General features: G+C 45.6%; 10 protein-coding genes, 15 tRNA genes and 2 rRNA genes. 3 read left to right on the top strand and 24 right to left on the bottom strand.

Going from position 1 to position 14850, the window contains the following annotated elements:
* Window positions 1-158: 158 nt before the first annotated feature.
* The gene (locus A9176_RS02780) at window positions 159-878 is read left to right on the top strand and encodes an MIP/aquaporin family protein (protein ID WP_029510047.1); all 720 of its coding nucleotides are present in this window, start codon (window positions 159-161) and stop codon (window positions 876-878) included.
* A gap of 38 nt (window positions 879-916) precedes the next feature.
* On the opposite strand, the gene A9176_RS02775 is transcribed toward A9176_RS02780, so the two are convergent.
* From A9176_RS02775 to A9176_RS02760, 4 genes are all read right to left on the bottom strand, one after another.
* The gene (locus A9176_RS02775; RefSeq protein ID WP_077282079.1) at window positions 917-1834 is read right to left on the bottom strand and encodes an RluA family pseudouridine synthase; all 918 of its coding nucleotides are present in this window, start codon (window positions 1832-1834) and stop codon (window positions 917-919) included.
* Window positions 1831-2316 (bottom strand): MerR family transcriptional regulator, encoded by a 486-nt coding sequence (locus A9176_RS02770; protein WP_048700245.1) that lies wholly within the window; start codon window positions 2314-2316, stop codon window positions 1831-1833. The genes A9176_RS02775 and A9176_RS02770 overlap by 4 nt, the downstream gene beginning before the upstream one ends.
* 43 nt (window positions 2317-2359) lie before the next feature.
* Complete coding sequence (locus A9176_RS02765; RefSeq protein ID WP_077282078.1) at window positions 2360-3421, bottom strand: glycosyltransferase; 1062 nt, start codon at window positions 3419-3421, stop codon at window positions 2360-2362.
* A gap of 89 nt (window positions 3422-3510) precedes the next feature.
* Window positions 3511-5712: an LTA synthase family protein gene (locus A9176_RS02760; protein WP_431739658.1), complete on the bottom strand. Its 2202-nt coding sequence runs from the start codon at window positions 5710-5712 to the stop codon at window positions 3511-3513.
* Window positions 5713-5771: 59 nt separating this feature from the next.
* Here A9176_RS02760 and A9176_RS02755 point away from each other — a divergent pair, with 59 nt between their 5' ends.
* The gene (locus tag A9176_RS02755; protein ID WP_077282076.1) at window positions 5772-6215 is read left to right on the top strand and encodes a GNAT family N-acetyltransferase; all 444 of its coding nucleotides are present in this window, start codon (window positions 5772-5774) and stop codon (window positions 6213-6215) included.
* A 1-nt stretch (window position 6216) separates the two neighbouring features.
* On the opposite strand, the gene A9176_RS02750 is transcribed toward A9176_RS02755, so the two are convergent.
* A complete protein-coding gene (locus A9176_RS02750; protein WP_077282075.1) occupies window positions 6217-7011 on the bottom strand; it encodes a DUF6681 family protein in 795 nt (264 codons plus the stop codon).
* Complete coding sequence (locus tag A9176_RS08710; protein ID WP_051660673.1) at window positions 7012-7422, bottom strand: hypothetical protein; 411 nt, start codon at window positions 7420-7422, stop codon at window positions 7012-7014.
* A 244-nt stretch (window positions 7423-7666) separates the two neighbouring features.
* Between A9176_RS08710 and A9176_RS02745 the strand changes: the two genes are divergently transcribed.
* Window positions 7667-8440 (top strand): TIGR01457 family HAD-type hydrolase, encoded by a 774-nt coding sequence (locus A9176_RS02745; protein WP_077282074.1) that lies wholly within the window; start codon window positions 7667-7669, stop codon window positions 8438-8440.
* A gap of 38 nt (window positions 8441-8478) precedes the next feature.
* Here the strand turns inward: A9176_RS02745 and A9176_RS02740 are convergent, their stop codons facing one another.
* From A9176_RS02740 to A9176_RS02655, 18 genes are all read right to left on the bottom strand, one after another.
* Complete coding sequence (locus A9176_RS02740; protein ID WP_077282073.1) at window positions 8479-9672, bottom strand: MFS transporter; 1194 nt, start codon at window positions 9670-9672, stop codon at window positions 8479-8481.
* A gap of 390 nt (window positions 9673-10062) precedes the next feature.
* Window positions 10063-10136, bottom strand: a tRNA-Ile gene (locus tag A9176_RS02735).
* A gap of 25 nt (window positions 10137-10161) precedes the next feature.
* Window positions 10162-10232 (bottom strand) — tRNA-Gly (locus A9176_RS02730).
* A 31-nt stretch (window positions 10233-10263) separates the two neighbouring features.
* Window positions 10264-10336, bottom strand: a tRNA-Phe gene (locus A9176_RS02725).
* Between the two features lie 22 nt (window positions 10337-10358).
* Window positions 10359-10432, bottom strand: a tRNA-Asp gene (locus A9176_RS02720).
* Window positions 10433-10434: 2 nt separating this feature from the next.
* Window positions 10435-10508 (bottom strand) — tRNA-Met (locus A9176_RS02715).
* 28 nt (window positions 10509-10536) lie between these two features.
* A tRNA-Ser gene (locus A9176_RS02710) sits at window positions 10537-10626 on the bottom strand.
* A 28-nt stretch (window positions 10627-10654) separates the two neighbouring features.
* A tRNA-Ile gene (locus A9176_RS02705) sits at window positions 10655-10728 on the bottom strand.
* A 14-nt stretch (window positions 10729-10742) separates the two neighbouring features.
* A tRNA-Met gene (locus A9176_RS02700) sits at window positions 10743-10816 on the bottom strand.
* 29 nt (window positions 10817-10845) lie between these two features.
* Window positions 10846-10919: transfer RNA gene (locus A9176_RS02695), tRNA-Pro, on the bottom strand.
* Between the two features lie 66 nt (window positions 10920-10985).
* Window positions 10986-11059: transfer RNA gene (locus A9176_RS02690), tRNA-Arg, on the bottom strand.
* 5 nt (window positions 11060-11064) lie between these two features.
* Window positions 11065-11148: transfer RNA gene (locus A9176_RS02685), tRNA-Leu, on the bottom strand.
* A 5-nt stretch (window positions 11149-11153) separates the two neighbouring features.
* Window positions 11154-11225: transfer RNA gene (locus tag A9176_RS02680), tRNA-Gly, on the bottom strand.
* A 7-nt stretch (window positions 11226-11232) separates the two neighbouring features.
* Window positions 11233-11305, bottom strand: a tRNA-Thr gene (locus tag A9176_RS02675).
* Window positions 11306-11344: 39 nt separating this feature from the next.
* Window positions 11345-11417: transfer RNA gene (locus tag A9176_RS02670), tRNA-Val, on the bottom strand.
* A 3-nt stretch (window positions 11418-11420) separates the two neighbouring features.
* A tRNA-Ser gene (locus A9176_RS02665) sits at window positions 11421-11509 on the bottom strand.
* A gap of 66 nt (window positions 11510-11575) precedes the next feature.
* Window positions 11576-11692: ribosomal RNA gene (gene rrf / locus A9176_RS02660) — 5S ribosomal RNA — on the bottom strand.
* A gap of 96 nt (window positions 11693-11788) precedes the next feature.
* Window positions 11789-14699, bottom strand: a 23S ribosomal RNA gene (locus A9176_RS02655).
* Window positions 14700-14850: the final 151 nt, after the last annotated feature.

The raw sequence follows: 14850 nt of genomic DNA, 5'->3' as shown, positions 1-14850 counted from the left end.
CAAAATATATTCTATCACAGGCTGTTATAAAAAACTACTACCTCTGCTGACATTTAATACTTTGCTGATTTTACGGCCTTATTTAAGTGTAATTTAATCTAAAAGTGTATAATAGAATGTGTTGATAATTTTTCATCTAAAATTAAGGAGAACCACACATGCGTAAGTACATCGCAGAATTCCTCGGCACATTTATCCTAGTGGCCGTTGGAACTGGTAGCATTGTTTATTCAGCTGCTACAGCACCATCACCACTCACCATTGCCCTAGCCTTTGGCTTGGCACTAACTGGTGGTATTTATGCCTTTGCACAAATTTCAGGTGCCCACTTTAACCCAGCCGTTTCATTAGCAATGGCCATTCAAAAGCGTCTCTCATGGCTTGAATTTGTTGGTTATGTCATTGCGCAATTGCTTGGGGCTTTGGTTGCTTCACTTGCCGTTTACGGTGGTATCTCAGCCTACTTGAAGTCAGCTACTGTGACGCAAGCATTGTCAGGTCAAAAGATGACTGTGCAACAATTCGTTGACATTGCTGGTTTGGGACAAACAAACTTTGCCAATGGTCAAGCCTTGACAGCCTTCATGTTCGAATTAGTTTTGACTTTCTTATTCGTCCTTGTGATTTTGATTGTCACAAAGTCAGCTAGCGTACCAGCACCCCTTGTGATTGGTATCTTGTTGGCAGCCTTCATTATTGTCGCATTGCCAATTACTGGTGGTGCCCTTAACCCAGCACGTGCTTTGTCACCCGTTATCTTTGTGAAGGGTAACGCGCTTGGTCACGTTTGGGTCTATGTTGTCGCTGATTTGCTTGGTGGTGTATTAGCAGCCTTTGCCGCTAACTACCTCAACAAAGATGTTGACGCAGCCGCTTAAATCAACAATATAAAAAGCAGCGCTTGATGCGCTGCTTTTTATATTGTTCTTAATTGTCTCGGGAAATCTGTCGGGATGGCCCCGCTAATCGTTGTTGTGCCACCATCAAAAGGTAATGGCACAGTGATAGTTGCTGCATGTAACAGCATGCGCGTCGCGGATGTTTCTGGCTGATAAAGCGGATCCCCAATAATGGGATGACCAATGCTTGCCAGATGAACCCGTATTTGGTGCATCCGCCCAGTATCCAATTGCACCCGTAGCAATGAATTTTGATAAACAGTATGGCTTAGTGCCCAATAGGTTCTAGCGGGTTGGGCCGCGATGCCATTGATGACCCGTCGGCGTTCATCGTGTGGATCAATGCCGATCGGTGTTGTGATTTCACCCGCTGGATTGGCAACTGCACCCTGCACCCAAGCCAAATACGTTCGTTTAATCGCTTTTTGCGCGAGTAATCGATTGAGAATGGGCACGACCACAGGATTTTTCGCCACAATCACGGCACCCGATGTATCACGATCAATCCGATGCACCATATAAGGTCGTGCCGGTTGGCCCGCACTCATGAGATGACGTGCTTGGAAGTCTGCGGCCAAATAATTCAGCAGCGTATCCGCTTCATGCGGTGCATGTGGATGCATTTTCATGCCGGCTGGCTTATCGACCACGACGAAATCATCATTTTCAAAAATAATCGGTACCGTTGCTTGGGCATTCGGGGTATAATGCGATTCGCTGGTCCGAAAATCTATCGCATCAAATATTAATTCCAGTTGATCCTCTGCTTGAAACACATAGTTAGTGGACACCGCTTGCCCATTGACGTGAATATGCTGCTTTTGCCGCAAAGCCCCACGTAACCGTTGCGGGATCAACCAAGCTTTTAAAGTGTCTTTTACTGACTGTCCAACGCGTACCGTTGGGACTGTTAGTTGATAAATCCAAGTTGTCATGCCTGATTGTCCGTTTGTTGCGCTGCTTTGTCAGCTGCGACCAGATGATAGACAACTTTCCCACTATCATCTAATGATACATATAATAATTGCGTTTCCTCGGCATCAAAAAAGCCCAGATTGACCATATATTTTCCTTGGTGCGTCTCTAATCCTTGGAAAGCTTTTTTCATAATATGTTGAATCACACCAACATTTTCAATTTGTTCATTAGCGGCCCGTACGGCCTCATGCAACGACTCGCCATCATCTAAGTGTTGCTTGATGATCGTCACCTTGACGTAAGCTGGAAAACCATATAGTCGTGACTCTTGCTCATCGTCACGCGCAATGGCTGATACATAGCCTTGCTTTTCCCAGTAACGCAATTGGCGCGTTGATACGCCCGTCATCCGTGCCAGTTCACCAATTCGAAACTGTAAATTATCAAAGGTTGGTTTCTTAAATTTCCCGATATGCTTCGCATGAGATTCTTCAGTCATGATATTTGCCTCTAAGAGTATTATATTCTTGTCAACTTAGTTGTCAAATTTTTTGCTGAAAGACGGCTTCCCACTGCGCCAAAATTGGCGCAATTTTAAAGTCTTCAACCCGTTGTAAACTTTTTTGGGCATAGGCTGCACGTTGGTCCACATCTTGTAATAAGGGTTCAATCGCAGTATATAATGCATCCACATCAGCATTAGGGGTCAAAATCCCATGTTCCCCTTCGGCTAACACTTCCGCAGAACCTGTATTACGCATCGCTGCAATTGGTAAACCAAAGCTCATTGCTTCGGCCAATACCAATGGCAGGCCTTCCCAGCGTGACGTCTGAACAAACAAACTTGCTTGCCGATAGTGTTCGCGCAAGGCATCATCTTTCAATGGTCCACGATAAATGATTTTATCTGCGACTTGATGTTGATCAATCAGCGCTTCAAATGTTGCCATATCCTCGGCTGAGCCACCACCAGCAATCGCTAACTGCCAATCGGCTGGTAATTTGTCAGCGAGTTTCACCGCAAAATCAATCCCCTTATGCTGAATCGCAATTCTTGCCGTGAAAGCGATCACTTTCTGATTTAGATCAGCTTGCCCACTGGGCGTAATCGTCAAGGGATTCCAAATTTTGACTGTCCGGTTATAAGCAGAAAAACCTGCTAAATCAGAATCCGTTAACGCCACAATCACATCCAAAGCCCGTAATCCTGCATTAAATTCATCCTGCATCGCCGCGTAATATTGCGTTTGATAGGTTGTCACATTATTGTGCATCCAGCCAATCAATTGGGTATTAGGCAACGTTAATTGTGCCGCAAAGCTCGATAATAAGCCCCCTGCCAAAATCACAACATCAAACTGGCGCGCAACCGCTTCAAATTCACGAATTTGTTGCGCAAAACGTTCAAAAGGTTGCGCATCATTATCTAGGGTTACCGGTGTCTCACTCACTAATAACGGCGCCGCCAACGTATAAAAAGGTGGCATATCAGAAAAACTGTAATAGGTGACATCATGGGTTGCTGCTAAGGCATTCCCCACAACGGTTGTTGCCCGCTTCATGCCACCCAAACCAATATTTTCTAAACCAATTAAAATCTTCATCCTATGCCTCCCAATTAACATCATTTCTATTGTATCAAAAAAAGCCCGTTGCGTTATCGTATCGCAATCCGTGGCTTTTTTGTTCGTGATTATTCACTTTGACTCCAGTCATCAGCATTTCGTGGCATCAAACGCGTTGAATCCGTTTTTTCATCGTGGATTTCTGGCGCATCCGTCACATACTGACTCAAAGTTGATTTATTACCATTTTTGGCAAATAGACTCTTTGAAGCTTTGCCTAATGTCTTGTTTTGTTCTTGTAGACGTTTGATTGTCGCACGCTTACTATAGTCAAACTTGTTCGCATCAACTGGCTTAAAGCCTTCTGGCGTGTAGAAGCGCAGCAGGTTCTTCTGGTTAAGACTATCTGACATATCTAATTTTTCGTTAACCGCTGCTTGAATACCGTCTAACGTTTTCTGCAATTCTGGCGCTAGTTCTGTAATCATTTGGTTAGTCTGCACATTCCAATAACGTCCAGAAAGACTCGCATACTGTGGCGTGATCCAATCTTTGTTTCTAAACGCCACAATTTGTTCATGCTGTTTACTCAATAAGTCTTGGCCAAATTGAATATAACGCTGCGTCGTAATGCCGAGTAAATGCTCAAGCGTTGGCGCCACATCGATTTCACCACCAAAGGTATGATCAATATAACCATCCGTCATGCCTGGCACATGGATCATAAATGGCACACGCTGTAAGTTCGCGTTGTCCAAGTCACTCCATTGGCTTTCATCTTTGCCTAAAATTGGCGCTAAATATTTCGCATCCGTGTTTGAGATACCATAATGATCCCCATACAAAACAACCGCAGTATTGTCATACAGGCCTGACTTTTTCAGATAGTCAAAGAATTCTTTCACTGATTGGTCTAAATAGTGATTCGTGATAAAGTAGTTATCGACAATTTTAGACCCACTATTGGTCGTGATAAAGTTAGGATCTTGATCTTCTTTATCTAACGTGAACGGCGTGTGGTTCGTCACAGTGAGGTATTTCGCATAAAATGGTTGCTGTAACTGTTCCAAATAAGGAATCGACTCTTGGAACAACAGTTTATCTTTCAGACCCCAGGTCGTGGCCTTTTGTCCCGTCAAATCAAAATAGTCACCAGAGACCCAGTTTTGATAACCCATATGCTTGTAAACATTGTTACGGTTCCAGAAAGTCCCAATGTTACCGTGGAAGACTGCGCTTGAATAATTCGCCCGCTGATTCAAAATTGCTGGCATCGCTTGGAACGTTTGGTCATTGCCGAGCTTTGAGAACAATGACCCTTGCGGCAACCCAAACGTCGATGTCTCCAGCATATTTTCCGCATCGGAGGTCTTACCCTGCCCCACTTCGTTAAAGAAATTATCAAAGGCCAAGGTACTTTGACTGTGATACAGACTATTCAAAAACGGCGTCACTTCTTGCCCGTTAATCTTTCGATCAATTGACATTTGCTGGAAACTTTCCAAGTGAATGACAATCACGTTTTTGCCTTTGGCACGCCCAAAGAATTGCGGATTGAGGGCCGCATAGTGTTTATTTACATAATTTTTAACTTGTGTAAATTCGGACGGTGTGGCACTTTTGCGCACTTGACTCGTTTGATAAGTATTAATGGCATCATAAATCGTAAACGGTCCTAGACCTAGATATTTAACCATGTACTCCCGATCAAATTGGCGGGTTAACAGTTGTGGCCGATCAATATCGGATAAAAACAAATTGGCCATGAGCACAAACACCCCAACTGTTAGCCATTTAAAGGGTTGAAAACGCGGTAATGGTCGTGGATCCAACTTGATTTTCCGTGCCAATATTAAGCCAAGCAACACCAAAATATCTAACCAAAATAAGATATCATGGAAGCCAAAGGCAATCGCACCCGCTGCTTTGCCACCTTGGTTGACCGTACTATAGCCGAGCATAGTATTGATGGACATGAAATCCGAGAATTCTCGAAAATACACCACATTCAGATACAGCAATAGCGTTAAGACCGTATCTAAAATTAACAGCGTGCCGTAATAGAGCTGCTTGGGTTTAATAAATAACGTCAAACTGAATAAAATCATCGTAAACCCAATTGGATTCACTGACATTAACAACACCTGTAACGGATCTTGGACATGTAACCATTCAAAGTCAACACCGTAGGCTAAAATAGTCTTTAAGGTAAACAGCGTCAGGACCCAAGCAAAAAATCCGCGTCGCGTATTGAGTTGTCGCAGCCAATTTTTTGGCGCTAATGTCGTCTGCCAGAACTGTTTCAAGCTTTTTTTTACACGATTTTTCATAATCTCCATTATACCAATAAAGCGATACACCTTGCGTTAAAACTTGTTATAATACTCGTATGACAATAGAAATCAAACATCAAATTGGGCTAGGTCCCATCCATGACGACGCCCTGACCATTCGCACAACCGTTTTTGTTGCCGAACAAGGCGTCCCAATGCAACTTGAGCTAGACAACCCAACAGTTGAAGCAACGGCCTTACACATTGTGGCTTATGTTGACGGTAAATTGGCTGGTACGGCCCGCGTTTTTGAAGAGCAACCTGGGGTTTGGCATATCCAACGCGTCGCAACCCTTTATCCAATGCGCGGTCAAGGCATCGGACGCCAATTATTCGCCTACATTGAAAAATTAGCCCCAGGTTACCATATCCAAGCCCTTGAACTAGGGGCACAAGTTCAAGCAAAAGGCTTCTACGAAAACTTAGGTTTCCAAGCTTTTGGCGATGAATTCTACGAGGCAGACATTTTACATATCAACATGAAAAAAGAATTGGTGTAAATCAATTCTTTTTTTCGTAGGCTACTTCAACCTGAATCTTGTATGGTTGTTGGACAGCGAGCAACGCCGTGCGCGTCGCAACATGTCCCATGCCACCAGTGATCACAACGGATGACAGCGCTAATCGATAGGTCATCATGGCCTGATGTGTAGGTGTCATACCAACCATGACCAGTGTGCCAAGTTCACGCGCTTGTAATTGGTTAATGCCCCCCATAATTTTGATGTCACCACCGACTTCAACCATATCAAAATAGGGTAAAAGCGTGCCTGGGTGATTCGCAAAAATCACATCGTGCTGTAAAATAATTTGCCGTTGTGCCTGTTCACCAAGATGGCCATAATCTTGTTTCATCAGCCCGAGTTGCATCAACGCCGTGGCTAATTGCGTGATATTGTCTTGCTGCGTGGCATTGACCGTCACTTCACCCAGCATCACATGTTGTCGTTGATACAGCCCATTAGCGGGTACAATGACTTCATGCACAGCCGCTTTCTCTTCCTCCAGCTGCGGGCCGCCTAACACTTTCTCAATTTTTGGCGAAATATCCCATTTGACCACAGTATTTGTAAAATAGTAAATAATATTTAAAACGACAAAATAAGCCAAGATAACAAAAACAATGGCAATCATTGCCCCGCGTAGCCAACGCCCATTGGCCAAAAAACGATAGGCAATATATAACACATACCAGACGCCGATAGCACTAACAGCCGTATAAATCCGATTTTTTGTTTTAGAATTCGTTGAAAAATAGCCCAAATAGCTATTCACTAAATCAAGTAACGTAAACACTTATTGTCCACCTCCTGTCGGCGTTGTCTCAGGAATCGTTGCACTCACCGCTTTGTCTGCTGGTACCTGAGACGTTGAACTGCTGACAGCTGACGACGAAGCCGGCGTACTATTTGCCGAAACGTCAGCTTGTTGCGACGATGATGAGGATGATGCTGGCAACGACGACGTCACAGCCGAAGAGGATATCACGTTAGTTGACGATGATGACGTACTGCTAGGAACCGATTCAGTCACATGAGATGAACTCGTCACCGATGACACCACACTTGTTTGTCGTGGTGCAACTTGGCCACCCTCTTTGGTACCAGTTGCAACATTGACAGCAAGATTCCCCGCACTAATCGCAATAATCAGTGACACAATTGCCGCCGGCGTTAAAAAAGGCGGTGTCCGATATTTCTTAGTCATAATGCCCCCAAAAAAAGCTGCTGATATCAAAACAATCCACGCCACCTCTCGGTAAAAATATCCCTATAAGCAACGAAAACCCGCAACTGCTTGCGGGCGGACATTTTTATAAAATATTTTAGGAGATTTTATTTTTTAGGGAGATTGAGATTGGAGAGAGAGCGTCCGTTGATTCGTTGTTTGATATCAACACTTGTTGATGTATATAATATAACTATTAGAAATTAAATGGAGATTAAAGCAGATGAGACAATATCAGGCTTATTTTATTGATTTAGATGGGACCATTTATCAAGGTACAAGACAATATTCGTCAGGCAAACGTTTCATTGACCGGTTACGTGCGCAACAGATTCCTTACCTCTTCGTCACAAATAACTCAACTAAAACGCCTGAAGCGGTTGCCAACAACCTCACTCAAAATCATGGGATTGTGACAACACCAGATCAAGTCTATACTAGTGCAATGGCAACGGCGGATTATCTCAAGACCCATGTACCTGATCAAGCTAAAATTTTGGTCATCGGCGAAGCTGGTTTGCAAACAGCCATCCAGTCCGCCGGTTACACACTTGTGGCTGATCATCAGGCGGATGTTGTCGTCATGGGCTTAGATCGCCAATTCACTTATGACAAATTGGTTCAAGCCACTTTGGCCATTCAAACTGGTGCACTGTTTATTGCCACTAATTGTGATACCAATTTACCAACTGAAGCCGGTATGCTACCTGGTGCCGGCACATTGGTGAGCGCGCTACAAACAGCAACCCAAACCGCGCCCATTATTATTGCCAAGCCCGAAGCACCCATTATGACTGGCGCCTGCCAACGGCTGGGTGTGGCACCGCAAGACGTCCTGATGGTCGGCGATAATTATCAAACAGATATTCTTGCGGGGATCAATAATGGGATTGATACGTTGCTGGTCTATTCAGGTGTTTCAACCCCTGAACAAATTGCGCAAGTCACACAAAAACCAACCTATGAAGTCGCCTCACTTGATGATTGGCACCTATAAAAAAAGCACTGTTTCACGTGAAACAGTGCTTTTTTACGTTAATTCACTAAACCGTCTGCTGCTATTTGCCGTTTCGCAGGTCGGTAAAAGAGGTAATACAGAATGGCCGAAATAAGCGGTATAATTGCCGCAATGAAATACAAGTCTCTAAATGGCACATACGCATGTAAGGCCCCAAAGGCATAAGGCCCGACACCCAAGCCCAAATCTAAGCCGATAAAGTAAGTCGATAAAGCAATCCCAATCCGACGCGCCGAAACTAACTTCAACGTCACTGCCTGACCATTTGACATAAATGTGCCGTAGCCAAGGCCAATAAATGCTCCAGATAGTAGTAACGTCACGCCATCATGGGTTAAGCCTAAAATAATCAGGCCAATCGTTAAGAAAATATAACTCGGATACATGACCATATTTTCACCAAACCGATCAAAAATCCGCCCAGACATCGGCCGTGTGATCGTGACAATGCCGGCATAGACAACAAAGAAGAAGGAACTAACGGCGACTAGATTCAAACTCTCTGCATACGAGGCCAAAAAGGCTAAAACACTGGAATATGATAGCCCCATCAAAAATCCAATTAAGGCAATTAAGCCAACTTTATACTCAACAAAACTTGAGATTTGCCATGATTTTAATGCTTGACGATGCGCATCAGTAAGCGTCACATTCGTAATTTTAATCATAAATAACGCAACCATTGCGGCAGCAATTAAGGCAACTGACAACAGCACAATAAAGTGAAAACTCGTCGCATTCAACAACATTAAGCCAACAAATGGGCCAATAGCTGCTGCCAAACTTGTGCTCAAGCCGTAGTAATTAATCCCCTCACCACGTCGATTATCTGGAATAAAATCCGTGACAATGGCATTCAGGGCCGTTGAAGTCATCCCGTAAGCAAAACCGTTCAACAAACGCACCGTATCCAGCACCAAGATATTAGGCACAAATAAGTAGGCAATTGTTGTCACGAGATAAAAGACAGCCCCCCAGCGCGCAATTTGGCGACGACCGACTAACTCTAACTCTTTGCCGACAATGAGTCGCGCCACCAACGTTCCAATAATATATATCCCCGATGCCACGCCCGCCTGGCCAAACGATGCATGTAGTTCTTCATGTGCAATCACCGCAATAATGACCATCATTAAGTAATATACAAGATAGACAATAAAATTAATGCTCGTAACTGCTATAAACCCTTTATTAAATAACTTCTCTTCCATTTCCCGTTCCTTTGTTTATCATTGCGACAGTTCAAACCCAGCAAGACAGCTAGGTTGGTGACGGTGATAAACGTAGAACGGTCTTAGCGCCGTCCATGTTACAAAACTCCGTTCAATTTGACACCGTACGCTTGCATGAAAACATTGTAAACGAAAACAGTTGCATTAAGAATACCACTTTTTCACAAAGTACGCAAAAAAATTTTAATCATCTCATAAAATACAAGCATATCTTACGTTAGACGACTAATAATTTTTTAATACGTCCATAAACTTAGTGAAATTTAAGGACAAATTCAACTGAATGAAACTTTCAGAAATATATGACAGTTATTATCAGTCATTTTCCGCAAGAAAAAAGAGGCAGCTTTACGCTACCTCTCTTATTGATGGGCCTGACAGGACTCGAACCTGTGACCCCTGCGTTATCAACACAGTGCTCTAACCAACTGAGCTACAGGCCCCTCTTATGTCTATTCCTAAACATAAAGCGAATGACGGGAATCGAACCCGCATAGCCAGCTTGGAAGGCTGGAATTCTACCATTGAACTACATTCGCAAAGCTTTCTGTCTGATACCTCTGGTATCCATGGCGCTGGACGGAATCGAACCGCCGACACTACGAGCTTCAATCGTATGCTCTACCAACTGAGCTACAGAGCCATCTTAGCACTTTCATACTAAACGGTCACAGCGGGGCTCGAACCCGCGATCTCCTGCGTGACAGGCAGGCGTCCTAACCAACTAGACCATGCGACCAATTGCGGGAGCAGGATTTGAACCTACGACCTTCGGGTTATGGGCCCGACGAGCTACCAGACTGCTCCATCCCGCGATAATATTATGTTTGGTATCTCTACCTAAGGAGAATGTGGGATTCGAACCCACGCGCCGATTTCTCGACCTGACGGTTTTCAAGACCGTTCCCTTCAGCCAGACTTGGGTAATTCTCCATCATCTGTTGCTTTTTCTTGTCCTGCATGGACCTTGTTGGACTCGAACCAACGACCGGACGGTTATGAGCCGTCTGCTCTAACCAACTGAGCTAAAGGTCCTTTTTTCGAGCCTATCGCGGCAGGGGGGATCGAACCCTCGACCTCCCGGGTATGAACCGGACGCTCTAGCCAGCTGAGCTACACCGCGATCGTCTTTGACAAATTTTGGTTTGTCAATCGGGACGACAGGATTCGAACCTGCGACCCCCTGGTCCCAAACCAGGTGCTCTACCAAGCTGAGCTACGTCCCGAAAAGTTCTACGAGAGCTTCTGCCCCTTTAAACTTAAAAAAAGAGTTTGAATTCCTTCAACCTCTATGCACCTAGCAGGAGTCGAACCTGCAACCTCCTGATTCGTAGTCAGACGCTCTATCCAATTGCGCTATAGGTGCATATATGCCGGCGACCGGGATCGAACCGGTACGATATTTCTATCGCAGGATTTTAAGTCCTGTGCGTCTGCCTATTCCGCCACGCCGGCATAGAAGCGGAAGACGGGATTCGAACCCGCGACCCCCACCATGGCAAGGTGATGTTCTACCACTGAACTACTTCCGCATGAACATGCCGACTAAAGGACTCGAACCTTCGACCCCCGCTTTACAAGAGCGGTGCTCTACCAACTGAGCTAAGTCGGCATCGCTTTATCCCGACGTGCCGGTTTTGACTTTCGTCAATGGACGCTACAGGGATCGAACCTGTGACCCCCTGCTTGTAAGGCAGGTGCTCTCCCAGCTGAGCTAAGCGTCCATATGGAGAGGAAGGGATTCGAACCCTCGAAACAATTCCTTGCTTACATGGTTTCCAACCATGCTCCTTCGGCCAGACTCGGACACCTCTCCGAAATCTTCCGTTCTCTCTCTTTATATAAAGCAAAAGCACTCTTCTCAGAGCACTTCCTATGTACGGCATCGCATCTTCCTATCCTCGCAGCCAGCGATCCGGCAACTACTTTCGGCGTGATAGAGCTTAACTTCTGTGTTCGGAATGGGAACAGGTGTGTCCTCTATGCTATCGACACGACACCTTTGAGTTATTCACTCAAAACTAAATAGTATCAAATTCTTCTTTTAAATTGAACCACTCATAATCTTGCTTGTTGTACATTCCTGTACTAGACTTTGGTTAAGTCCTCGACCTATTAGTACTAGTCCGCTACATACATCACTGTACTTCCACTTCTAGCCTATCTACCTCATCATCTCTAAGGGGTCTTACTTCATAAAGAATGGGAAATCTCATCTCGAGGCGAGTTTCACACTTAGATGCTTTCAGCGTTTATCTCATCCAAACATAGCTACCCAGCGATGCTCCTGGCGGAACAACTGGTACACCAGCGGTTTGTTCACCCCGGTCCTCTCGTACTAAGGGCAACTCCTCTCAAATTTCCTGCGCCCGCGACGGATAGGGACCGAACTGTCTCACGACGTTCTGAACCCAGCTCGCGTACCGCTTTAATGGGCGAACAGCCCAACCCTTGGGACCGACTACAGCCCCAGGATGCGATGAGCCGACATCGAGGTGCCAAACCTCCCCGTCGATGTGGACTCTTGGGGGAGATGAGCCTGTTATCCCCAGGGTAGCTTTTATCCGTTGAGCGATGGCCCTTCCATGCGGAACCACCGGATCACTAAGTCCTACTTTCGTACCTGCTCGAGTTGTAACTCTCGCAGTCAAGCTTGCTTATGCCTTTACACGCTACGAATGATTTCCAACCATTCTGAGCAAACCTTTGAGCGCCTCCGTTACCTTTTAGGAGGCGACCGCCCCAGTCAAACTGCCCGCCAGACACTGTCCACGATCGCGATAAGCGACCAGTGTTAGAATGTTCATACAACGAGGGTAGTATCCCACATTTCGACTCCGTCTAGACTGGCGTCCAAACTTCTTCGTCTCCTACCTATTCTGTACAAGCAGCACAAACATTCAATATCAAGCTACAGTAAAGCTCCATGGGGTCTTTCCGTCCTGTCGCGGGTAACCCGCATCTTCACGGGTATTTAAATTTCACCGAGTCCCTCGTTGAGACAGTGCCCAGATCGTTACGCCTTTCGTGCGGGTCGGAACTTACCCGACAAGGAATTTCGCTACCTTAGGACCGTTATAGTTACGGCCGCCGTTTACTGGGGCTTCAATTCGTACCTTCGCCGAAGCTAAGCACTCCTTTTAACCTTCCAGCACCGGGCAGGCGTCAGCCCCTATACTTCATCTTACGATTTTGCAGAAACCTGTGTTTTTGATAAACAGTCGCCTGGGCCTATTCACTGCGGCTCATGTTGCCATGAGCACCCCTTCTCCCGAAGTTACGGGGTCATTTTGCCGAGTTCCTTAACGAGGGTTCTCTCGCTCACCTTAGTGTTCTCCACTCGACTACCTGTGTCGGTTTGCGGTACGGGCAGTGTAATACTTCCTAGAAGCTTTTCTCGGCAGTGTGACGTCTCAGACTTCTCTACTTTATTTCGATCCGCATCACAGCTTGTCCTTATAGTAGAAAGCATTTCACTCTCTACAAGACTTACTGCTTGCACGCACATATCCATCAGTGCGCATCTGGTAGCCTCCTGCGTCCCTCCATCGGTCAAACGCATTACTACTGGTACAGGAATCTCAACCTGTTATCCATCGACTACGCTTCTCAGCCTCGCCTTAGGTCCCGACTAACCCTGGGTGGACGAGCCTTCCCCAGGAAACCTTAGTCATTCGGTGGACAGGATTCTCACCTGTCTTTCGCTACTCATACCGGCATTCTCACTTGTAAGCGCTCCAGCAGTCCTCACGGTCTACCTTCATTGCCCTTACAACGCTCTCCTATCGCGCACTTACGTGCACCCGCAGTTTCGGTAATATGTTTAGCCCCGGTACATTTTCCGCGCAATGGCACTCGACTAGTGAGCTATTACGCACTCTTTAAATGGTGGCTGCTTCTAAGCCAACATCCTAGTTGTCTATGCACTATCACATCGTTTTCCACTTAACATATATTTAGGGACCTTAACTGGCGATCTGGGCTGTTCCCCTTTCGACGGTGGATCTTATCACTCATCGTCTGACTCCCATTCATACATATCTGGCATTCGGAGTTTATCAAACTTTGGTAACCCGAGGTGGGCCCCTAGGCTTAACAGTGCTCTACCTCCAGTATGCTAATAATGAGGCTAGCCCTAAAGCTATTTCGGAGAGAACCAGCTATCTCCAAGTTCGTTTGGAATTTCACCGCTACCCACAGTTCATCCGAGCATTTTTTAACATGCACCGGTTCGGACCTCCAGTAAGTTTTACCTCACCTTCATCCTGACCATGGGTAGGTCACCTGGTTTCGGGTCTACAGCATCGTACTATTCGCGCTATTCACACTCGCTTTCGCTGCGGCTCCGGTCTTTCCACCTTAACCTTGCACGATACCGTAACTCGCCGGTTCATTCTACAAAAGGCACGCCATCACCCATTAACGGGCTCTGACTTCTTGTAGGCGTCGTGGTTTCAGGAACTATTTCACTCCCCTTCCGGGGTGCTTTTCACCTTTCCCTCACGGTACTGGTTCACTATCGGTCACTAGGGAGTATTTAGCCTTACGGGATGGTCCCCGCAGATTCCGACCGGATTTCACGTGTCCGGCCGTACTCAGGATACTGAAAGGAGGGTGCTTTATTTCGCGTACGGGGCTATCACCCTCTATAGCCAAGCTTCCCAGCTTGTTCTGCTATAAAACACTTTTGTAACTCCTATATATCAGTCCTACAACCCCAGAGTGCAAGCACTCTGGTTTGGGCTCTTCCCTTTTCGCTCGCCGCTACTTAGGGAATCGATTTTTCTTTCTTCTCCTGCTGCTAATGAGATGTTTCAGTTCACAGCGTGTTCCGTCATTATCCTATGTATTCAGATAATGACAACTCTCTTCGAGTTGGGTTTCCCCATTCGGAAATCTCTGGGTCATAGCGTACTTACCGCTCACCAAAGCTTATCGTAGTTAGTCACGTCCTTCATCGGCTCCTAGTGCCAAGGCATCCACCACGCGCCCTTATTAACTTAACCTATACAACCGTAGTTGTGGTTTAAGTTTATGAGTTGGTCTTTTTTCAGACCTGCGATTAAACCGTTCTTTATTAAAGAACTTTTTTGTGTTGTTTCTCGGTTCAATTTAATTAATTTTTCAATTATTTAAAAGAATTTGTTACTATTCAGT

It is taken from the genome of Leuconostoc garlicum, from assembly GCF_001998805.1.
Taxonomy (GTDB): domain Bacteria; phylum Bacillota; class Bacilli; order Lactobacillales; family Lactobacillaceae; genus Leuconostoc; species Leuconostoc lactis.
This window is presented reverse-complemented; position numbering and strand designations above follow the sequence as displayed.